Raw genomic sequence first — 20,769 nt, forward strand, 5'->3', positions numbered from 1 at the left:
ATGCTTGCACCCCATAAATTTGTTTGTACAGCTAAAGAAAATGGCGCTTTAAGCGCCATTTTCTTTAGTGATATCCGTGAGAATTTCTGCGAAGGTCTCTGGTGGGTGAGCGCCTTGAACCAAAAACTTTTCGTTGACGATGTAAGTCGGAACAGACTGGATGTTTAAACTGGCTAGGCGTTCCATCTTTTCTTCCACCAAGAGTTCCGCTTCACGTGACAAAGCATCTTCGATGTCTTCGTCTTGAAGTCCAACATCTCTGGCTATTTTTGTGATTACAGTTTCATCACCAATGTTTTCGCCTAATGTGAAATAAGCATAAAACAAAGCAGTCATCATAGCGGTTGATAAGTTCATGCGTGATGCTTGAGCAATAAACTGATGGGCGAGTTTAGTGTTCGGTATTACGTCTTTCTCAGAAAAGTTAAATTCTAATCCCGCTTCTTGACCTACGTTTTGCAGTGCGTGGGTAACTTCGTTTAACTTTTCTTGGCTGCCAAACTTTTTACCCAAATATTCAGCGCGAGGAACACCGCTGTTAGGCACATCTGGGTGTAATTCAAAGGGAAGCCAGTGAATGTCGAAACGAAAGTCGTCTCCCAAATGCTCTATGGCGGCTTTAAGGCGTGTGTAACCTAGGTAGCACCATGGGCAAACTGGGTCTGCAACGATGTCGATAGTTAAATCGGCCATTTGATCTCCGTGGAAATAATATCAGTTAACACCAAATGCTATGCATTGGCTGATTTGACAGTAGGGGAGCCCGGATTCTTGCTGCCAATGATTAAAGGCAGCTTGTGCTGCATTTTTCGCGGCCTGTGTGTCTCTGCCTGTGGTAATGATCTCGGTGTTACGCAGGTAACCTTCAACATCACGGGTCATCAAGTAGGTGTCTTTTCCCATGATGCGTAATGTATAAGGGCCGGTATTTCCACCTAAGCGTGCCCCGTCTTTTTTCAACTGGGCCCAGAGGTCAGTGATGAAGGCCACAGGATAATTAGCCACATATTCTGAGAAACTGCCGTGTTTCCCTTGGATCTCTGAGATCATCAGGGCATTTTCACGAATGGTCATTACTTTTCCAAGGTGGCGAATGATTGCAGGGTCTTTGGCTTTTGCCTCCCACATCTCATCGTGAATCAGCAGCATTTTTTCTATATCAAAGCCAAAAAAAGCTTCTTCAAAGTTTGGCCATTTATTGCGTACTACTTGCCAGTTCATCCCAGATTGAAAAATCTTTTGGGTAAATGCAGCAAGCCAACGATCATCGGAAATTTGCGCTAATTCCGAAGGGTTTTTAGGCACAACTAACTGTTGTTTTAATACTGCTTCAGAACCAAAACGCTTAATGGCACGTTGATAAATGTCTGTAAAAGATTCGTAGTTCAAAGTGGGCTCCTAACCATTGGCGGCCATTGTAGCATAACTGTTTCGCTCCATAGGAATTCTAAGAATTAGTACTTAAAGTTAGTTGTGTCATTGGCTTATACTGATGTGGAAAATAGTTAGACTAGGACAGCTCATGACACACCTTAGCGTTAATCTGAATAAAATTGGCCTGCTGCGCAATTCTCGTGGCCGTGACTACCCAAATGTGGTTGCCATGGCAAAGCGCACATTGGATCAAGGGGCATTTGGTATCACCATACATCCTCGCCCAGATCAGCGTCATGCAACCTACAAAGATGCCTACGACATTAAGACGTTATTACAACAATACCCAGGCCGAGAGTTGAATATTGAGGGCTTTCCTGATGCAAAATTTTTGGAGGTGGTATTAGAGGTCGTGCCAGATCAATGCACCCTAGTACCGGATGACCCAAATCAGCTGACTTCCGATCATGGTTGGAATGTGGCGCGCGATCAGGATGCATTACGCCCTGTCATTGCAAAACTTCGCGATAAAGGCATTCGTGTGGTGCTCTTTATGGATCCCGTCCCTGAGAATATGACATTGGCAAAGTCTGTTGGTGCTGATCGGGTAGAGCTTTATACGGAAGCGTATGCCAATGCCTACCACACAGATCAGCAAGCATCCGTCAATGAAGAATACCAAGAGGCCGCTTTAGCCGCGAAGTCCATTGGCTTGGAGGTTAATGCAGGTCACGATCTTGACCTGGAAAATGTTGGGTTGTTATGCGCTCCCGGTCACATTACCGAAGTGTCCATTGGCCACGCTTTGACGGTCGAAGCGCTTGAGTTGGGTTGGGATAATGTCGTTAAAGCGTATTTAGATCAACTTAGCTGATGGCTGAGGCGATGGTTAATAAACGTTGTGTCTGCGAAGCCTGCAGTTACCCAGCGATACAATGTATATGTGATTTGGTACCGTCACTTTCAGGCTCCGTTAAGGTTTGGATTCTACAAGATAAAAAGGAATCCAGGCACGCTAAGAATACTGCACGTTTGTTTATCTTAGGGTATAAGCCAGCACAAATAGTGCAAGTGGATGACCCTGAAGAATGGCACACTTTCTTGCAAAGCGTTACAACTAAAAACACGGTTTTGCTTTATCCTGATGATAAAGCAAAACCACTAGAGATCCTGGCAACGGATGAGTCATCAGATTACTCAAATATTGTGTTATTAGATGGCACTTGGCGAAAGGCAAAGAAGATGCTGTATACCCATGATGTATTGGCTAGCTTTCCAATGGTGTCATTTACCATACCGCCTAAAAGTCATTATGTGATTCGTAAATCGCCCAGCGAAAATGCATTATCGACCTTTGAGGCCGCCACCTATGCTTTAGACTTGCTTTCAACTGAGTTTGACAGTCAAGCAATGACGTCGTTTTTTGCCGCAGTGGTCGAGAGACAATGGGCACAACAGCCCCAGCAACATAAACATTTATCGTGATTAAGAAGTTGTAAACATGGATAACAAAACTGAAATTGAAGCGGCGGTGTTACGCCGTTTGTTAGAGCATTTAGATTCCCGTAAAGATGTTCAAAATATTGATCTGATGAACTTGGCGGGATTTTGTCGTAATTGCCTGAGCAAATGGTATGTGGCTGCTGCAGAAGAGCAAGGTCAAGAGCTCACGTATGATGAAGCGAGAGAAATCGTTTACAAAGAGCCTTATGATCAATGGAAAGCCAAATATCAAGCAGAAGCCTCTCCAGAGCAACTGGCTCAGTTCGCTGCAAAGGGTCCTAAAGAGTAGCGTTAATGGCAGTGGGCATCCGCGGACTCATCACTTGGCTAGCACGGACGACAATGTTTCGACTGTTGTTGATCGTCTTGCCATTGATGTTCATTGCGACCTTGCTTCAGGCGGATATTTCACAGAAGTATTTGGCGCTCGCCCATAAAATCGGATTACAGCACGGAGAACGCGCTGAGCGACGCATTATCGCTTGGCGTAACATGGTTGAGGATACCCAAGGCAAAGGCGTCATAGATCAGTTAAACGCGGTAAATGACTTCTTTAACATGATGGGCTTTGTGAATGATATCGACCTGTGGGGAAAAAACGACTATTGGGCCACACCAGTAGAGTTCTTAGGGAAAGGCGCAGGGGATTGTGAAGATTTTACCATTGCCAAATATTTCGCCTTGCGCGAGCTGGGTGTTCCCGATGACAAACTTCGCTTGGTTTATGTTAAAGCGATCACATTGAATCAACATCACATGGTACTGGCTTATTATCACAAGCCTACTTCCGTACCGGTTATTTTAGATAACTTAAATAAAACCATACTGCCCGCAATTAAACGTCCAGATTTGCTGCCGATATACTCTTTTAATGCCGAGAACTTATGGCTGTCTAAGGAAAAGGGGCGAGGTGAATTGGTGGGTGGCTCATCGCGTCTGAGTTTATGGACAGACTTAAACAATCGACTTTCTGATTTGGAAAGCTAGGAGAACGAGCGTGACTCTTTTTCGACAACTTCTATTAACCATAATATTGCTGCTGTCTTTGGTGCTGATGGTGGTGTTAGCGATTAACTTCCAAAGCACGAAAGATTATTTGGTCAATCAGTTGCACTCAACGACCCAAGACTCTGCGACTACCTTGAGTATGCAGATCTCGGACTATATGGCCATGGAAGATTTTGTATCTGTGGAAAGTAGTGTGAACGCGGTATTTGATAGTGGTTATTTTTCCAATGTGCGCGTACATATCTACGAATCTGATAGCAATATTGAACGCAGTAACACCACTAAAATCATTGGGGTGCCGGCTTGGTTTACCAGCATGATCGATTTTGAAGTGCCAACAGCTCGGGCTGTCGTCTCCAATGGCTGGACGGAAATGGGACAGGTGTATGTTACTGGCAGTGCTGGCTATGGCTATTACCAGTTATGGCAAGCAACACGGGCCTTGCTGTTGTCATTTGTCGTCATCGGCTTGGTCTCTGTTGTATTAGGTGGTTTGGCACTGCGCTGGTTGTTTAAGCCTTTAGTGCAGTTGGAAAAACAGGCAGAGGCGATACAGCAGCGCCGCTTTGTTCGTATGACAGAACTTCCCAAAACCCGAGAATTAAAATCCGTTGTGGAGTCCATGAACCGAATGGCGGAGAAATTGGAAAAAGAATTCGCTGCTGAAGCGCAAACGGCTCAGTGGTTGCAAGCCAAGGCGTTTAAGGATCCTGTTAGTGGACTGGGAAATCGGAACTTTTTTGAAGGTCGAGCCAAAGCGCATTTTGATGATACGGATCGTACGTTAGATGGCCTAGTGCTGGTGAACCTCTTAGATCTCGCAAAGGTTAACAATGAGCGTGGCTATGAGGCGGCGGACAATTTTATTCGCAGTGCTGCAGACATTATTTTAAATGTTGGGCTTTCAGGATTTTCCGATGCCACAGTGGCGCGAATGAGTGGTGCTGACTTTGTGGTGCTCATTCCTAACATAGATAAAGATCGACTTGCTAAATTAGCGGACGATCTAATGGGTGAGCTAAAAGAGCTTTCAGGTTCTCGTGTGAGTTACTCGGAAGACGTGGCGAACATAGGGGCAGTGTTGATAGATAACAGTGTGACTCGCTCAAATGCCATGGCACAAACCGATGCGGCGTTGCGTGCTGCGAAGCAAGCTGGCCCGAACCAAGTTCGTCTGTTTGACAGTGAGACAGGTCACGAAATGGCCATTGGCCGTTTAGAGTGGAAGGAGATGCTGGAGTACGCCATTGAAAAGCGCAGCTTTGTATTGCGCAGCCAGATGGTGGCCAGTGTTGAAGACCTGAATAAATCGTTGCAGCATGAGCTTTACGCCAGTCTTTCTTACGAGGGTAAGCAGTATCATGCGGGTTACTTCATCGGTTTAGCTGAACAATTTGACTTGGGGGAGCAGGTCGACCAAGTAATTATTCAGCGGGTGATTGAATCCATTGAACACCCTTCTGTGAAAGGTATTTATGCCATTAACCTTTCTGCTTCAGCCTATGCAAAAATGTCCTTTGTGAGCTGGTTGGATCAATTGTTAACCAAAGTGCCGGAAGCGGTTAAAGGTAAGCTAGCCTTTGAAATCTCAGAGCAGACAGTCTTGGCATCAGAGGATCATGCCTTTTTGTTAGCTCAGACGTTGAAAGGTCATGGGGTTAAGCTGGGGATTGATAATGTGGGTAAGCACTTCTCGGCGTTCCAATACCTGCAGACCCTAATGCCAGATTATGTGAAGGTAGATCCTTCTTATACTAAGCTGGCTGTAGGTAAGGAGTCCGAATCTTTCTTTATGCACACCTTGTGTAAAATGTTTAATAGCTTGCAGATTGAAGTGATTGCTACAGGTGTTGAGACGGCTGAGCAAATCGAAATACTGAAAGGATTTGATATTAGCGGTATTCAGGGTTACGGAGTGGGGCGTCCAAGAAGTTTTGGTTAAGAAATGAATGAGATGATGCTTTAAATCAAAGCATCATCGTCTAGTTCATTTTCGATGATGAGGGCATCACTGTGGCCTTTTTGAATGCCTCGTACCCACTTACGACTTAACAGCTTTTTCTGGGCGGCTAAAGGAAGTTCCGTGAATTGAATGATGCGTTTCTCGCTCAGTAAGTCGATTAAGTCCTCTAGGACTCGCATCATATCTTGGTCGGAAGTTTCTAATAGTTCGCGGGACGAGTTCTCGTCGAGTTTGGCTTCCAGTAATTGAGCAACTACTGGATTATCCGGTGCTACAAGCAATGTATATTCGTCTGACTGTTGGGTTGCAACATCAATTATGTCGCCGTTTTCATTGACTTTTGCATAGAGCATTGTTGCATCCCTCCAATGTGGTTAAGTGAATTATAAATCGCTGATGATCGTAGTATTCTATGATTGATGGGTTTATTCTAGTCTATTATATCCTTGATTCATAAGATGTTCTGTTTAAATCAATTTTTTGGGGGTTGGCTGCATGGCAGTGTCAGGAGATAAAGGTACACCGTCCAACGCTACTGAAAGTAAAGGTGTGACCGAGAGTGAAAATGCTAAAGTGAGCGAAGCCCCCAAAAAAAATGTAAGAGAATTATTGAATGAAGATTTGTCTTTCAGTAAAAGCAATGAATCTCGTTCAGACAATATGGCCGCACCTGAGACTTCAGATAAATTGTCAAATCAGTCAGAACAACAATCGGGCCAGAAACAAAAACCAGAGACTAGTTCTAGTCAACAAACCGCTAGTTCTACTGAGCAGATTACGGAGTCTACTATCTCTCAGAATACATCGAGTTCCCAAGCAACAAAGCAAGAGTCAGAGAACCTTCAGGAAACTGGAGCACAATGGGAAATTGATCCCACTAAGATTGAATATCCTAACCCTCTTTTAGATTGTTTGGTGCTATTAAGTAAATACTTCAATAACCCTTATACAGCTGATGGCATAGCAGCAGGCTTACCTGTTAATACTGAAAGTATGGGGCCGGATTTATTTTTACGAGCGGCCCGCCGAATTGGCCTCAAAGCGCGTTTTTTGAAGCGCTCGTTAGAAAAGATTCCTGAGTTGGTCCTTCCAACCGTTCTCTTGCTAAAAGATAAGCAGGCATGTGTGCTGTTAGAAGTGGATCAAAAACAGCGTATTGCGAAAATCTTTCGTCCGGAGTCTGGCGAGGGGGAAGTGCATATGCCATTGGACGAACTAATAGAAAGCTATACCGGTTATTGCTTTTTTGTTCGTCCGCAATATCGCTTTGATAAGCGATCTCAAACTCAAGCCGGAGAGGAGCGTAAAAAAGGCCATTGGTTCTGGGGAACCATTACATCCTCATGGCGCATTTATCGAGATGTGTTTATAGCCTCCCTTTTAATAAATGTGTTTGCGGTGGCCAGTCCCTTATTCGTCATGAACGTCTATGACCGAGTGGTGCCAAATAATGCCTTTGATACCCTTTGGGTATTAGCAATTGGGGCCAGTGTTGTCTATTTGTTTGATTTCTTACTGCGCTCGTTACGAGCCTATTTTATTGATGTGGCAGGCAAAAAATCCGACATTTTAATATCTGCCACCATTTTTTCTAAAGTGAACAATATCACAATGGCCTCACGTCCTAAGTCGGTAGGGGCTTTTGCTAAAAACCTGCAAGAGTTTGAGAGCATAAGGGATTTTATTACTTCAGCCTCTATTACCACCTTGGTTGATATCCCATTTATGTTTTTGATTGTTGGGGTAATTTGGTTGATAGGTGGGCCAGTGGGCTACATTCCGCTCGTGACCATCGCTTTGATTATTATCTACTCTATGATTATCCAGGTGCCATTACGTAAATCTGTGGAAGAAGGTCAGAAAACGGCTTCGCAAAAAAATGCCGTATTGATCGAGAGTCTTTCCAATGCAGAAAGCGTGAAGCTTAACAATGCACAAGGTGTGCTACAGCAGCATTGGGAAAGTGCTGTGGGCAATATTGCTGATTGGGGCATTAAGACCCGTCAACTGGCCCAATCCTGTTCCTCATTTGCAATGGTCGCACAGCAATTAACGACTGTGATTATGGTGATCGTTGGTGTGTACCAGATCTCGGAACGAGAAATGAGTATGGGGGCTTTAATTGCTTGTGTCATGTTGACTGGGCGAGCATTGGGGCCAATGGCCCAAGTGGCAGCTTTATCAACCCGTTATAATCAAGCAAAGTCTGCTTTTGAGTCTCTCAATGAAATAATGAACTCTCCGGTAGAGCAACCAGACGAAGTGAAGTATGTTCACCGTCCTCGGTTCGATGGGCAGTTTGAATTTGATACGGTGAGTTTTGCTTACCCAGAACAAGAGCAAGCTGCTGTAAGCGATATTAGCTTCAAAATTAACCCGGGTGAAAAAGTTGCCATTATCGGTCGTATTGGTTCAGGGAAATCGACTCTTGGTAAGTTAATGACTGGGCTCTATGCGCCAATGGATGGTGCGATACGTATTGATGGGGTGGACATACGTCAAGTCAATCCCACGGACTTGCGTCGCAATGTCGGCGCCGTTTCCCAAGATGTCACCTTGTTTTACGGGTCAATTAAAGACAACATTACCCTTGGGGTGCCATACATTGAAGATGACGCTGTGCTTCGTGCTGCAGACTTATCCGGTGTTTCTGAGTTCGCTAATCGACGACCTTCAGGTTTAGACAGTGTTGTGGGTGAGCGCGGGGTGCTGCTTTCTGGTGGTCAGAGGCAGAGTGTTGCTATCGCCCGTGCCCTACTGTTCGATCCAAATATACTGATATTGGATGAGCCTACGGCCTCTATGGATAATACAACTGAAGCGCGTATGAAGCGACGCTTAGCTCAAGCAATCCAGAATAAAACTCTGGTTCTTATCACGCACAAATCCTCCATGCTAGATTTAGTAGACAGAATTATTGTGATGGATAATGGTCGGATGGTGGCTGACGGTCCTAAAGCTCAAGTATTTGAAGCCTTACGCCAAGGCAAGTTGAAGGTAAGTTAATGATGAACGAATCCAAAGAGCGCCAATCCGTTGCGCAAACGGATCTCGACTTCTTGTCTGATCGTAACGCCGCGTTTATGTTGAAAACCCCACGTGGTGGTCGAATCATTCTCTGGTCTATATTCATTTTTGTGATCGCTGCTCTAGTGTGGGCCAACTATACGTCCTTGGATGAGGTAACTGTAGGAGAAGGGAAGGTTATACCTTCCAGTCAGGTTCAAGTGATTCAAAACCTTGAAGGCGGCATTCTAAAAGAGATTAATACCCATGTAGGTCAAACGGTAGACCGCGACCAGTTGCTCATGACTATTGAGAACACAGAAGCCTTGTCTTCTTTGCGGGAACAGCAGGTAGAAGAAATGAACCTGCTTGTACGTGCGGCACGTCTGACTGCTGAAGCAGAAAACAAGCCCCCTGTGTTTACGGATCGCATGCGCAATCAATATCCAGAAATCGTCAGCCGAGAAATGGACTTGTATCGGAATCGACAAGATTCGTTGCAGGCTAATCGGTCGGTTTTTGAGCAGCAGATTGATCAGAAAAAGCAAGAGATTGTCGAGCAGGAAGCTAAGTTAAATAACCTCCAAGGAAGTGTTGAGTTAGCCCAAGAAGAGCTTTCTCTCACACGTCCTGCGTTTGAGCAGGGGGCAGTGTCTCGTGTTGAACTGTTGCAATTGGAGCGGGAAGTCAATCAGATGCAAGGGGAGTTGCAGGCAACGCAATTGGCTCTGCCTCGAGCACGATCTTCCCTAAGAGAAGCAGAAACCAAACTTCAAGAGAGCAATGCTAAATTTCGCGCGGAAGCGCAAGAGGAGCTCACTAAAGCACGATCCGAGTTAGATCGCATCAGAGAAACCAGTGTTTCGCTTGCTGATAAAGTAGAGCGTACTCAAGTTCGTTCACCGGTCCGAGGCATTGTTAAGCAGATTCAAATTAATACAGTGGGTGGTGTGATTAAGCCAGGGATGAATCTAATGGAAATTGTTCCCATTGAAGATTCTCTTTTGATTGAAGCAAAAGTTCGCCCAGAAGACATTGGTTTTATTAAACCTGACTTAGAGGCTGTGGTGAAATTAACAGCTTATGATTTTGCAATTTTTGGTGGCCTTCACGCTCGTGTAGAAAATATTTCTGCTGATACGATTGTTGATGAAGAAGGGAATAGTTTTTATCTTGTGAGGGTTCGTACCGATAATAGTCATCTTGGTACAGAGGAAGCGCCTTTGGCCATTATTCCTGGTATGCAGGCGACTGTCGATGTGATCACAGGTAAGAAAACATTACTAGATTACTTGCTCAAACCCATACTAAAAGCGAAGCAAAATGCGTTAAGAGAAAGATAGTTACAAAATTGTATTTTATGACTAATCGGTGTTACAAAACTTAACGTATATTGGTTAAGCTCCCTTATAGAATAGAGCGGGCACACTGCAGGTATGAGGCGAATTTTGAAACTATTGTGCTGGAACACAAATGAATCAGTATGGAATCACTGGACCACTATTTTAGACTCGTCTGTCGAACAAATAAGAGCCACTGATTTCGAACAAACAGTAAATCAATTGTCCAAGGGCAATTTTGACTATTGCTTTGTTTATCTTGGCGATGAAGATTTCTCAGAAAAAGTAGAAGATGTCGTAGCGCTCCGAGAAAAGTTTACGAATCTTAAATTGGTTGCTTTTCCAAACCGACGTAGTCAAGCTGCGGCGCTTAGAATGTTATCTATGGGTGTAAATGGCCAGTGTTCGCCTTTTATCGGGAAGGAGCAACTTAAGCTCGTTTTATCCGTAATCGACTCAGGGGAAATCTGGGGCGGCAAGGATTTTATTCAGCAACTTATTCAGCAAACTGCGACGGTTTCTAACGTAACTATCAATACTTCTAGCGGTTTTGAAGAGCTATCTGAGCGAGAAAAGACAGTCGCTGAGTATATTGGACAAGGGTTTAGTAATAAGCGCATTGCCACTGAAATGGAGATTACTGAGCGTACGGTTAAAGCTCATTTAACAGCTATTTATCAGAAGCTTAATGTTAAAGATCGTTTGTCGTTAGCTCTCCTTATTCAGCGGGGTGTGGTGACTCATTAAGTGGGGCGCAATAGGGGAGTTGTTTGATAATTAAGGCACCAGTTGGTTCTTTATGTTTACTTTAGAGTCTTTGATCTTGGCGGGCGGCAAAGCAACTCGCATGTCTGGCGTCGATAAAGGCCTGCAGGAATATCTTGGTCGGCCTTTGATTGAATATGCAGTGGATCTGGCTGAGCTTTACTCTGAAAAGGTTTTGATCAGTGTTAATCGAAACCAAGAAGCTTATAGAGATTATTCTGACTATCTTATCTCAGACCTTGATGAGTATTCAGATAAAGGCCCTTTAGGTGGATTGGCTTCTGCCAAAAATTCACTTTCCTCTTCCCACTTATTAGTGCTTCCATGTGATACGCCTAAGGTATCTCAACAGGCAATTAGAGCTCTTGTTAAGTGCGCTCAAAAATCGCCAAATCTGATCCATTTTATTTCCACTGAATCTGGTCATCATCCACTCCATGGCGTGGTTCCGGTCAGTTGTTTATCTCTTTTGGATGACTATTTGAAAAGTGCGGAGCGCCTTGGGGTAATGGCTTTCTATAACCATGTGGGTTGTCAGTCATATCATTGGGCAAATGATTCTGAACTGGACAACATAAACCTGCTAGAGCAATTACGCTAGAGTTCGATGACTTTTTCTAAATCAAGTATGTAGGATTCGCCTTTCTCATGGTGTTCCATGCGCACCAGTAAAAAGTCGTATTCAGGGGCAAACCAAAAGTAAGATTGCCTTTTATCTGTTAAGTTGTCGGTGCGAATAACTTTAACAACATCCAGTGTTCCCAGTTTGGTTTTGATTTGTTCTGTTTTGCCTTTTTTGAAGGTGTAATGCTTTATCTTACCGCCATCTGCCACGTCGTATTTCAAGGTTTCTTTGCCATGAATCAGGTCATAACGAACCTGAAGTTGTAGTCCCAAGCGGTCGATGGTTTTGTTGGTGATGTCCATTTTCCAAGGCTTGCTCTCTACGTCATTGAGTACCTTCATATTGTTCCAGTCGAAGGTAAGTTTGGCTTCTCGTTTCTTATTTAGCAGGCGGGATTTATAGTGATAGTTGAGCGGCCTTATGGCGTTTTTGGTGGCCCTAAATGTTACGGATTCGCTTAAACTGGCAAGTAGGGTGTCAGCAGAAAATTCAAAATGCCAAAGGTTGGGCTTTTGTTGGGTGAGGGTTTGTTTGCCTTCGACTTTAAAGCTAATGCCTTTTTCCCAGATGGTGCTGTAAGTGGCCTGAAAAGAAGGAATGAAATGAACCGGCGAAGCAGGTGTCGAGGCTAAAACGGGCATAATCTGAAAGAATAAACTGAAAAATATGACTTTCTTGATCATGCCCATGTTAGTACTTCCTGCTGCTAACTTAAATCTGGATGGTATCTCATGCCTGTTTCAGGCAATGGTTTACCATCAAGGTAAGCTAAGCCGTCTTTAAGTTCAAGTCGTCCGCAGCTGAACCACTTTACACTTAAGGGATAAATAATATGCTCTAAAGCGTGAACTTTTTGAGCTAATTTATCTGCCGTGTCGCCAGCTTCGATAAGAGTGCTTGCTTGTAGGACAACAGAGCCAGCATCGAGTTCCGCTGTGACGAAGTGAACAGAGACGCCATGTTCAGCTTCATTGGCATCGATGGCTCTTTGATGAGTATCGAGGCCTTTGAATTTAGGCAGTAAAGAAGGATGGATGTTTAGCATTCTTCCTTCATAGCGACGGGTAAAGGTTTCCGTCAGTATCCGCATAAACCCAGCCAACACAACTAGCTTGGGCTGGTAGTGATCAATAAGTCCAGCGAGCTCTGTGTCAAAAGCTTCCCGTGACTCAAAGTCTTTGTGGCTTAGGGCATGAGTTGGGATACCTGCCTTTTGTGCGCGCTCTAGTCCGTACGCCGATGCTTTGTTGCTGATGACGGCTTTGATCTCAATATCGAGATTCCCTTGCAGGCTTTGATCAATCAAAGCCTGCAAGTTGCTGCCGCTGCCAGAAATTAGAACAACGACTGGAAAGCTCACGCAGAGGCCTCTAGGTCAGAGATGACAACCTCTTTGTCGGTTTTGGTGCGGATTTCACCGATAACCCAAGCGTTTTCGCCTTCGGCAGTTAAAATAGACAGTGTCTTTTCAACGTCTGCTGCGTCAATGGCTAGAACCATACCAACACCACAGTTCAGTACACGGTACATTTCTTCTTGATCGACGTTACCTTGTTCTTGTAGCCAATCGAAAATGGCAGGACGCGTCCAGCTTGCAGCATCAATGTAAGCGGCTGCCCCTTCAGGTAGTACACGAGGGATGTTCTCTAGAAGACCGCCGCCAGTGATATGAGAAAGGGCTTTTACGTTGATTGTCTCCATAAGTTTCAGAATGGATTTGACGTAAATTTTTGTTGGAGCCATCAGTGCGTCTTTCAGGGCAACGCCATCAACTTCTTGGTCTAGCTTGGCTTCGCTTACTTCTAGAATCTTACGAATGAGTGAGTAGCCGTTGGAGTGTGGGCCAGAGGAGCCCAATGCGATCAAAGTATTACCGGCTTGGACTTTGCTGCCGTCAATGATTTCATCTTCTTCTACAACGCCGACACAGAAGCCCGCTAGGTCGTAATCACCATCATGGTACATGCCAGGCATTTCAGCGGTTTCCCCGCCAACTAGGGCGCAGCCTGATTGTAGGCAGCCTTCGCCAATGCCAGTTACTACATCTGCAGCAACATCCACATCTAGTTTGCCGGTTGCGTAATAATCAAGGAATAAAAGAGGCTCTGCACCAGCAACAACTAGATCGTTGACACACATGGCAACCAAATCAATGCCAATGGTGTCGTGTTTATTTAGATCCATTGCCAAGCGAAGTTTTGTACCCACACCGTCAGTACCAGAAACTAGGATTGGATTTTTGTATTTCTGTGGCAGGCGAGTCAATGCGCCAAAGCCGCCTAGGCCGCCTAAAACTTCTGGGCGGCGAGTTTTTTTACTAACGCCTTTGATGCGCTCAACGAGTTCGTTGCCTGCATTGATGTCTACGCCTGCGTCTTTGTAACTGATCGAGGTTTTATTCGATTCGGTCATTGCCTGTGCCTTATTACCATGGAGTGGGAAAAGCGGCATTTTAACACAGTGGAAAATAAGGGCTATGGTTCTTTGCACAGAAGACAGTAGAATAGGGTGCTCACTAAGGGAAAGGTTATGATTTTAAGACATATTTTTTTATTTGCTTGGGTACTTTTTTTCTCTGTATCAGTATCGGCTGCCAACGTCGCCAATCTTTACAAGGCTTCCGTCCAGTTGCCGGCTCGATTAAATGAGTCTGATTTGCTGAATCAGGCCTTCAATCAGGCGGTAGACAAGGTCCTTTTTCGTGTTTCTGGGCAAAAAGCTTCGATTGGCTCTGATGTGTTAGCGTCGGCCCATAAGAGTGCTCGTGGTTGGGTGGCTCAGCATAGGATTCAAGATTTGCCGGACTTGGTGGAGTTCGATGGTGAGCTGCAGACAGCTCGCCAAGTTAATGTTTCTTTTTACAGTGAATCTATCAATCGATTTCTATATGCCAACGGTTTGGCGGTTTGGGGGAGTAATCGTCCCAGTATTTTGCTGTGGTTAGTACAAGAAAAAGACGGTGTGCGTACGGTCTCTGGTGCACGTCAACCCAGTGCGGAGTTGGGGCAGATGTTTGCTTACGGTAAGGAGCTTGGTTTACCTACTTATGCACCTTTGCAGGATAGGGTAGACGCTGAAGCTCTGAGTGCTGGCGCCCTTTGGGGGTTCTTTGAAGATGAAATTTTGCAGGCCAGTGAGCGCTATCAGACGGATGTTGTATTTGCTGTGCGCATGGGTCAATACGGAAATGCTGTGAATGTGGATGGGGTACTGTTTGCACCTGGCGCTGTGCCACAGAGATTGTCAGTAAATGCACCATCTGAGGCAGTGGCTAATGAGATGATTGTTGAGCAATTAGCGGAAGCCTTGTCTAATCGTTATGCGTCGGTTCGCTCGGCCGGTTCTGGACAGTCTTTGCCTGTTAAAGTGACTGGGGTGAATACCTATCAAGCGCTACAGAATGTTAAGCAATATCTAGATAAGGTAGGTGTGGTGCGAGAAAGCCGTATTCAGCTTATAGAAGGAGACAGTGTAGAGTTGTTGCTTGAGCTTGATGGTTCGGTGGATAAATTCAGAAACAGTGTGGCCTTGAATTCTATGTTGTCACCCAAATCTCTGAGTGCGTTAGACCCTGATGCGAATCGGGTGGAAATGTTTGAATATAAAGGTAGTAACTAATGTCAGATAGTCCTGAAGAGACTCCAATTGCAAAAGACTTCTTTGCTCGCCCAGTAGAAGAGCAGGCGGATTTTTTGGCTCAAACCTGGTGTAATCAGTGTATGGAAATGGACTTGGGTATGAAGAATCCAAAAGAATATGAAACGTCTCAGCGTCTATGGATTGAAGGTGAGTGTGTTAACTGCGGAGCTCAAGTAATCACTGAAATTGTCTATGAAGATGACGAGTAACGGATGCTTTCTGCATTTGATGATGTGAAATAAAAAAGGCGTCCAATGGACGCCTTTTTTTGTGACTGGAAAATTTTATTTCTTAGTCGGGTAGTCTCGCTCTGTGTGACCAACATATAGCTGGCGAGGACGACCAATTTTATATGGGCCGCTGATCATTTCGTTCCAATGAGAAATCCAGCCAATTGTGCGGGACATGGCAAAGATTACTGTGAACATTGAAGTCGGAATGCCGATAGCCTTCATGATGATGCCTGAGTAGAAGTCTACGTTCGGGTAAAGTTTACGCTCAACGAAGTAAGGATCTTCTAATGCGATCTGCTCTAGGCGTTTCGCAATCTTAAGCATTGGGTCGTCCGACTGGCCAAGCTCTGCAAGCACTTGATCACAGGTTTCACGCATTACTTTGGCGCGAGGATCGAAGTTTTTGTAGACACGGTGACCGAAGCCCATTAGGCGGAATGGGTCGTTTTTATCTTTTGCTTTGGCAATGAATTCATCGATGTTTGCTTCATCGCCAATTTCTTCAAGCATGGTCAATACGGCTTCGTTGGCACCGCCATGAGCAGGGCCCCAAAGTGTTGCAATGCCAGCAGCGATACAGGCAAATGGGTTTGCACCAGAAGAGCCTGCAAGACGAACTGTTGAAGTGGAAGCGTTTTGTTCGTGATCCGCGTGGAGGATGAAGATGCGGTCCATTGCTTTAGCGAATACAGGGTTTACTTTGTATTCTTCGCAAGGGGTTGCGAACATCATGTGTAGGAAGTTCTCAGCATAACTTAGGTCGTTACGAGGGTACATGGTTGGTTGACCCTTAGAGTACTTGTAGCACATTGCTGCCAGTGTTGGCATCTTGGAAATTAGACGGAATGCAGCGATCTCACGGTGTTTGGAGTCGTTGATGTCCATATGGTCTTGGTAGAAAGCAGAAAGAGCGCCCACCAAGCCAACCATGATGGCCATTGGGTGTGCATCATTTCTAAAGCCGTCTAGGAATTTTTGCATCGATTCAGAAACCATCGTGTGGTTTTTAACTGTCTCTTCAAATTCAGCGGCTTGTGCTTCAGTAGGAAGCTCTCCATAAAGCAACAGGTAACAGGTTTCTAGGTAGCTTGAGTTTTCAGCTAGGTCTGCGATTTTGTAACCGCGATGTAGAAGCACACCTGCTTCACCGTCAATGTAAGTGATTGCAGATTCACATGAGCCTGTAGACATAAAGCCAGGGTCATAAGTAAAGACGCCGTTAGCACCTAGGCCACGTACGTCGATTACATCTTGTCCAGCTGTACCTGAAAGTACTGGTAGCTCGATGGTTTTATCGAGACCGTCTACTGTTAAGCGAGCTTTTTTATCAGCCATTTTTGTTCTCCTTCATACTCTGGTCCGGGGCAAAGAGTCTTGAATTAACTCTCCAGGCCCAGAAGGTGCGGAAAAAATACTGTCTTAGTGACTATAAAGTCAATGTGGCAATTTCCACGTTAGATATCATATTGCTAATATTTCTTTGTAAGAAAACTACGTAATCGATGGGGTTCTTTTACATTTAGTTTGTTGTTTTATTGTTATCTGTTTGATTTTATTGATTTATTTTCTGATTTCGTAAGTGCTGTTTTTTGTAATTTTGCACCACTATTGGTTTTGTTTATGGTTGCATTCATTTTATGAATGGTGACCATTGAAAACCCCTTGTTCTGTCTATTTGTCTTAAGTTTTTCCCCTAGTCTATAATTGCGCACCGATGATTTCATTGATTTGCCGATGTTATTTGTGCTGTTTGAGTCGAACACCCAAAGTCGTTTGCAAATCGATGGGATTTTCTTGGAGGCCTATGTAATCTGATAGTGTAGCAGCCATCGGAGAAAGTAGAACTTGGGTCTGATTGACCATTCAATCAACAAAGTGGTGTATAGAGTCGTGAACAAAAAAAGACCAGTCAATCTTGATATTTCCACAATATCAATGCCAGTAACCGCAATCGTTTCTATCCTGCATCGTGTGACAGGGATCATCCTATTCGTAGGTTTGGTGTTCTTGTTTTATGCGTTCGATAAATCTTTGTCATCTCAAGAAGGTTTTGATCAGGTTGTTGAAACATTGCAAAACAACTTCTTAGCGAAATTCATTATCTGGGGTGTGGTGTCAGCTTTGATGTATCACTTCGTAGCAGGTGTTAAACACTTGTTCATGGATATGGGGCATTTCGAAGAACTTGAAAGCGGCCGTCTAGCTGCCAAAGCGAACCTTGTGATCGCTGTTGTTCTGATTCTGTTAGTAGGGGTATGGGTATGGTAACGCAAATTACTAGTTTCGGCCGTTCAGGCCTTTATGATTGGATGATGCAGCGTATTTCGGCTGTGGTGTTGTCCTTGTACAGCATTTTTATCATCGGTTACCTATTGCTAAATCCTGACCTTACCTATGACCAGTGGAGCGCTTTATTTGAGTCCACGGCAATGCGTATCTTTAGCTTGCTGGCGCTTCTGTCTGTTGGTATCCACTCTTGGATCGGTTTGTGGTCTGTGTCAACTGATTACATTAAAGCAACAGGTGTTCGTTTCTTCTTTCAATCTCTATGTGGCCTAGTAATGTTTATCTATGTCGTATGGGGTGTTCAGGTTCTTTGGGGGCTATAGGTAATGGCTAATATTCGTACAATTTCTTTTGATGCCATTGTTGTTGGCGGCGGCGGCGCTGGTATGCGTGCTGCGCTACAGTTGACAGAGTCTGGTCTTGATACCGCTTGTATAACGAAAGTATTCCCAACTCGCTCGCACACAGTATCTGCACAAGGCGGTATTACTTGTGCAATTGCAAGTGAAGATCCGAATGATGATTGGCGCTGGCACATGTACGACACTGTAAAAGGGTCGGACTACATCGGTGACCAAGATGCAATTGAGTACATGTGTTCTGTTGGTCCTCAGGCAGTGTTTGAGCTTGAGCATATGGGCCTGCCATTTTCTCGTAAAGAGAATGGCCGTATTTACCAGCGTCCATTTGGTGGACAGTCTAAAGACTTTGGTAAAGGCGGACAGGCTGCACGTACTTGTGCAGCGGCAGACCGTACAGGTCACGCACTATTACACACGCTTTACCAAGCGAACCTTAAAGGTGGTACTACATTCTTCAATGAGTGGTACGCAACTGATTTGGTGAAAAACGCAGACGGCGCAATCGTTGGTGCGGTTGTGGTATGTGTTGAAACGGGCGAAACCGTTTACATGAAAGCGAAAGCAACCGTTCTAGCTACAGGTGGTGCTGGTCGAATTTACCAGTCTACTACTAATGCTCACATCAATACTGGTGACGGTGTTGGCATGGCATTACGTGCTGGTGTGCCGATGCAAGACATGGAAATGTGGCAGTTCCACCCAACGGGTATTTACGGTGCAGGTACGCTAGTAACCGAAGGTTGTCGTGGTGAAGGTGGTTACCTGATCAATAAAGATGGCGAGCGCTTTATGGAGCGTTACGCACCAAACGCTAAAGACCTTGCGGGTCGTGACGTGGTGGCGCGTTCGATGATTCTTGAGATCTTGGAAGGCCGTGGTTGCGGCGAGAAAGGTGACCATGTGTTGTTGAAATTGGATCACCTTGGTGAAGAAACGTTGAACAAGCGTTTGCCAGGTATCCTTGAGCTATCTCGTACCTTTGCTCACGTTGACCCGGTTAAAGAACCTATCCCAGTTGTGCCAACCTGTCACTACATGATGGGTGGTGTGCCAACTAACGTTGGTGGCCAAGCGTTGACGCAGAATGAAGCAGGTGAGGACGTTGTTGTTCCTGGTCTGTACGCATGTGGTGAGATTGCATGTGTATCTGTGCACGGTGCTAACCGTCTAGGCGGTAACTCTCTACTAGACTTGGTTGTATTTGGCCGCGCTGTGGGTCTTCAGGTGAAAAAATCTTTGGATGAAGGTTTTGATTCCATGGATGCCACAGACACAGACGTTGAACGTGCCATGGCTCGTTTGAATCGCTTGAACAACACAACAGGTGGTGAATCTGTTGCTGAGGTTCGTGATGAACTGCAAAAAGTGATGCAGCTTTACTTCGGTGTATTCCGTGAAGGCGAGTCCATGCAGAAAGGTCTGGAGCAGCTTAAACTTATCCGTAAGCGTGTAGAAAACCTACACCTTGAAGATAAGAGCCAGGCATTTAACACAGCCCGCATCGAAGCTCTTGAACTTGAGAATTTATTAGAAGTGGCTGAAGCGACAGCGGTTCCTGCGGAATTCCGTAAAGAAAGCCGTGGTGCTCATGCCCGTAATGACTTTACTGAACGTGATGATGAAAACTGGTTGAAGCACTCTTTGTATCATCCAGCTGATAAGAAAGTGACCAAGCGTGATGTGAACTTCGCGCCTAAAACAATGGAAGCTTTCCCACCTAAAGTCCGTTCATACTAAGGAGTTATGTCAATGTTAGTGAGTATCTATCGTTACAATCCTGAGAAGGACGACGCGCCTTACATGCAGGATTATGAAATCGAGCTGCCAGCAGGAAAAGACCTGATGGTGCTTGATGTGCTTAATTTATTGAAAGCACAAGACCCAAGTATTTCTTACCGCCGCTCATGTCGTGAAGGTGTATGTGGTTCTGATGGTATGAACATGTCTGGCAAAAATGGTCTAGCATGTATTACGCCAGTATCCGCTGCAGCGAAAAACAACAAGCTGGTTCTTCGCCCGCTACCGGGTCTTCCAGTAGTGCGTGACCTTGTTGTTGATATGGGACAGTTCTACAAGCAGTATGAAAAGATCAAGCCTTTCTTGATCAACGATACGCCTGCGCCAGCAATCGAGCGTCTTCAGAGCCCTGAAGAGCGTGAGAAACTTGATGGTCTTTATGAGTGTATCTTGTGTGCTTGTTGTTCTACGGCATGTCCATCTTTCTGGTGGAACCCTGACAAGTTTGTCGGCCCATCTGGTCTGTTGCAGGCTTACCGCTTTTTGGCGGACAGCCGCGATACCGCGACTCAGGAGCGTTTGAGTGATCTTGATGATCCATTTAGCGTATTCCGTTGTCACGGTATCATGAACTGTGTGAATGTTTGTCCAAAAGGGTTGAACCCGACTAAGGCAATCGGCAGCATTCGTTCTATGTTGTTGCAGCGCGCGACCTAATAAGTGAGTCGATAGCATTACTCAAGCTATCGCTTGGGTTAATGTGGAAAATGGCGACTCTGATGTATCTGATCATTGTCGCCGTTTTTGCGTTATTTGATGCACGAGTGAAAATCAAAAAAATAATAGAAATGTGCAGGATTTAATATTTTGCAGTTGAAATTACTCAGACTGCGAAAAAAATACCAAATAGTACTGTTTTGCACTAAAA

At 44.9% G+C, this 20,769-nt stretch carries 22 protein-coding genes; 15 read left to right on the top strand and 7 right to left on the bottom strand.

Annotated features, from left to right (window positions below; all coding sequences use genetic code 11):
* Positions 1 to 48 precede the first annotated feature (48 nt).
* Positions 49 to 693 (bottom strand): DsbA family oxidoreductase, encoded by a 645-nt coding sequence (locus ACZ5DR_RS11510; protein WP_377369474.1) that lies wholly within the window; start codon positions 691 to 693, stop codon positions 49 to 51.
* 21 nt (positions 694 to 714) lie between these two features.
* Positions 715 to 1,389, bottom strand: a complete 675-nt coding sequence (locus ACZ5DR_RS11515; RefSeq protein ID WP_377369476.1) for a DNA-3-methyladenine glycosylase I — start codon at positions 1,387 to 1,389, stop codon at positions 715 to 717.
* Between the two features lie 133 nt (positions 1,390 to 1,522).
* On the opposite strand from ACZ5DR_RS11515, the gene ACZ5DR_RS11520 reads away from it, so the two are divergent.
* Genes ACZ5DR_RS11520 through ACZ5DR_RS11540 form a run of 5 tightly spaced genes read left to right on the top strand, consistent with a single transcriptional unit; the run spans position 1,523 to position 5,827 of the window.
* Positions 1,523 to 2,248 (top strand): pyridoxine 5'-phosphate synthase, encoded by a 726-nt coding sequence (locus tag ACZ5DR_RS11520; RefSeq protein WP_377369478.1) that lies wholly within the window; start codon positions 1,523 to 1,525, stop codon positions 2,246 to 2,248.
* A gap of 11 nt (positions 2,249 to 2,259) precedes the next feature.
* Positions 2,260 to 2,859, top strand: coding sequence for a tRNA-uridine aminocarboxypropyltransferase (locus ACZ5DR_RS11525; RefSeq protein ID WP_377369480.1), 600 nt, complete (start codon positions 2,260 to 2,262; stop codon positions 2,857 to 2,859).
* A gap of 16 nt (positions 2,860 to 2,875) precedes the next feature.
* Entirely contained in the window at positions 2,876 to 3,166 is a 291-nt protein-coding gene (locus ACZ5DR_RS11530; RefSeq protein WP_377369482.1) for a DUF1244 domain-containing protein, read from the top strand.
* A 5-nt stretch (positions 3,167 to 3,171) separates the two neighbouring features.
* Positions 3,172 to 3,864, top strand: coding sequence for a transglutaminase-like cysteine peptidase (locus ACZ5DR_RS11535; RefSeq protein ID WP_377369484.1), 693 nt, complete (start codon positions 3,172 to 3,174; stop codon positions 3,862 to 3,864).
* A 10-nt stretch (positions 3,865 to 3,874) separates the two neighbouring features.
* Positions 3,875 to 5,827, top strand: coding sequence for a bifunctional diguanylate cyclase/phosphodiesterase (locus tag ACZ5DR_RS11540; RefSeq protein WP_377369486.1), 1,953 nt, complete (start codon positions 3,875 to 3,877; stop codon positions 5,825 to 5,827).
* 20 nt (positions 5,828 to 5,847) lie between these two features.
* On the opposite strand, the gene ACZ5DR_RS11545 is transcribed toward ACZ5DR_RS11540, so the two are convergent.
* A complete protein-coding gene (locus ACZ5DR_RS11545) occupies positions 5,848 to 6,201 on the bottom strand; it encodes a hypothetical protein (RefSeq protein WP_377369488.1) in 354 nt (117 codons plus the stop codon).
* 142 nt (positions 6,202 to 6,343) lie between these two features.
* Here ACZ5DR_RS11545 and ACZ5DR_RS11550 point away from each other — a divergent pair, with 142 nt between their 5' ends.
* The 4 genes from ACZ5DR_RS11550 to ACZ5DR_RS11565 all read left to right on the top strand — a co-directional run bounded on the left by ACZ5DR_RS11550 (position 6,344) and on the right by ACZ5DR_RS11565 (position 11,560).
* Entirely contained in the window at positions 6,344 to 8,854 is a 2,511-nt protein-coding gene (locus tag ACZ5DR_RS11550) for a type I secretion system permease/ATPase (RefSeq protein WP_377369490.1), read from the top strand.
* Entirely contained in the window at positions 8,854 to 10,197 is a 1,344-nt protein-coding gene (locus ACZ5DR_RS11555) for an HlyD family type I secretion periplasmic adaptor subunit (protein WP_377369491.1), read from the top strand. Before ACZ5DR_RS11550 ends, ACZ5DR_RS11555 begins: the two co-directional genes overlap by 1 nt.
* Positions 10,198 to 10,302: 105 nt before the next feature.
* Positions 10,303 to 10,941 carry a response regulator transcription factor gene (locus ACZ5DR_RS11560; protein WP_377369493.1) on the top strand — a complete coding sequence of 213 codons (639 nt, stop codon included), beginning with the start codon at positions 10,303 to 10,305 and terminating at the stop codon, positions 10,939 to 10,941.
* Between the two features lie 100 nt (positions 10,942 to 11,041).
* Entirely contained in the window at positions 11,042 to 11,560 is a 519-nt protein-coding gene (locus ACZ5DR_RS11565) for a molybdenum cofactor guanylyltransferase (protein WP_464543571.1), read from the top strand.
* On the opposite strand, the gene ACZ5DR_RS11570 is transcribed toward ACZ5DR_RS11565, so the two are convergent.
* The 3 genes from ACZ5DR_RS11570 to purM are packed head-to-tail and all read right to left on the bottom strand — an operon-like array spanning position 11,557 to position 13,996.
* Entirely contained in the window at positions 11,557 to 12,273 is a 717-nt protein-coding gene (locus tag ACZ5DR_RS11570; protein ID WP_377369497.1) for a DUF3108 domain-containing protein, read from the bottom strand. The two genes, ACZ5DR_RS11565 and ACZ5DR_RS11570, sit on opposite strands and share 4 nt — an antisense overlap.
* 17 nt (positions 12,274 to 12,290) lie before the next feature.
* Positions 12,291 to 12,944 (bottom strand): phosphoribosylglycinamide formyltransferase, encoded by a 654-nt coding sequence (gene purN / locus ACZ5DR_RS11575; RefSeq protein ID WP_377369499.1) that lies wholly within the window; start codon positions 12,942 to 12,944, stop codon positions 12,291 to 12,293.
* On the bottom strand, positions 12,941 to 13,996 hold the full coding sequence (purM, locus tag ACZ5DR_RS11580) for a phosphoribosylformylglycinamidine cyclo-ligase (RefSeq protein ID WP_377369501.1): 1,056 nt from the start codon (positions 13,994 to 13,996) through the stop codon (positions 12,941 to 12,943). Before purM ends, purN begins: the two co-directional genes overlap by 4 nt.
* A 117-nt stretch (positions 13,997 to 14,113) precedes the next feature.
* Between purM and ACZ5DR_RS11585 the strand changes: the two genes are divergently transcribed.
* Together ACZ5DR_RS11585 and ACZ5DR_RS11590 are read left to right on the top strand one after the other, a co-directional pair.
* Positions 14,114 to 15,202 carry a DUF2066 domain-containing protein gene (locus tag ACZ5DR_RS11585; protein WP_377369503.1) on the top strand — a complete coding sequence of 363 codons (1,089 nt, stop codon included), beginning with the start codon at positions 14,114 to 14,116 and terminating at the stop codon, positions 15,200 to 15,202.
* Positions 15,202 to 15,432, top strand: coding sequence for a hypothetical protein (locus ACZ5DR_RS11590; RefSeq protein WP_377369505.1), 231 nt, complete (start codon positions 15,202 to 15,204; stop codon positions 15,430 to 15,432). The genes ACZ5DR_RS11585 and ACZ5DR_RS11590 overlap by 1 nt, the downstream gene beginning before the upstream one ends.
* Before the next feature lie 75 nt (positions 15,433 to 15,507).
* On the opposite strand, the gene gltA is transcribed toward ACZ5DR_RS11590, so the two are convergent.
* The gene (gene gltA / locus ACZ5DR_RS11595; RefSeq protein ID WP_377369507.1) at positions 15,508 to 16,791 is read right to left on the bottom strand and encodes a citrate synthase; all 1,284 of its coding nucleotides are present in this window, start codon (positions 16,789 to 16,791) and stop codon (positions 15,508 to 15,510) included.
* Positions 16,792 to 17,346: 555 nt separating this feature from the next.
* Between gltA and sdhC the strand changes: the two genes are divergently transcribed.
* Genes sdhC through ACZ5DR_RS11615 form a run of 4 tightly spaced genes read left to right on the top strand, consistent with a single transcriptional unit; the run spans position 17,347 to position 20,558 of the window.
* Positions 17,347 to 17,724 (top strand): succinate dehydrogenase, cytochrome b556 subunit, encoded by a 378-nt coding sequence (gene sdhC, locus ACZ5DR_RS11600; RefSeq protein ID WP_377369509.1) that lies wholly within the window; start codon positions 17,347 to 17,349, stop codon positions 17,722 to 17,724.
* Positions 17,718 to 18,065, top strand: a complete 348-nt coding sequence (gene sdhD, locus ACZ5DR_RS11605; protein ID WP_377369511.1) for a succinate dehydrogenase, hydrophobic membrane anchor protein — start codon at positions 17,718 to 17,720, stop codon at positions 18,063 to 18,065. The genes sdhC and sdhD overlap by 7 nt, the downstream gene beginning before the upstream one ends.
* A 3-nt stretch (positions 18,066 to 18,068) precedes the next feature.
* Positions 18,069 to 19,841 carry a succinate dehydrogenase flavoprotein subunit gene (gene sdhA / locus ACZ5DR_RS11610; RefSeq protein ID WP_377369513.1) on the top strand — a complete coding sequence of 591 codons (1,773 nt, stop codon included), beginning with the start codon at positions 18,069 to 18,071 and terminating at the stop codon, positions 19,839 to 19,841.
* Positions 19,842 to 19,853: 12 nt separating this feature from the next.
* On the top strand, positions 19,854 to 20,558 hold the full coding sequence (locus tag ACZ5DR_RS11615) for a succinate dehydrogenase iron-sulfur subunit (protein WP_452600469.1): 705 nt from the start codon (positions 19,854 to 19,856) through the stop codon (positions 20,556 to 20,558).
* Positions 20,559 to 20,769: the final 211 nt, after the last annotated feature.

The sequence above is a fragment of the Marinomonas vaga genome (genome assembly GCF_055388305.1).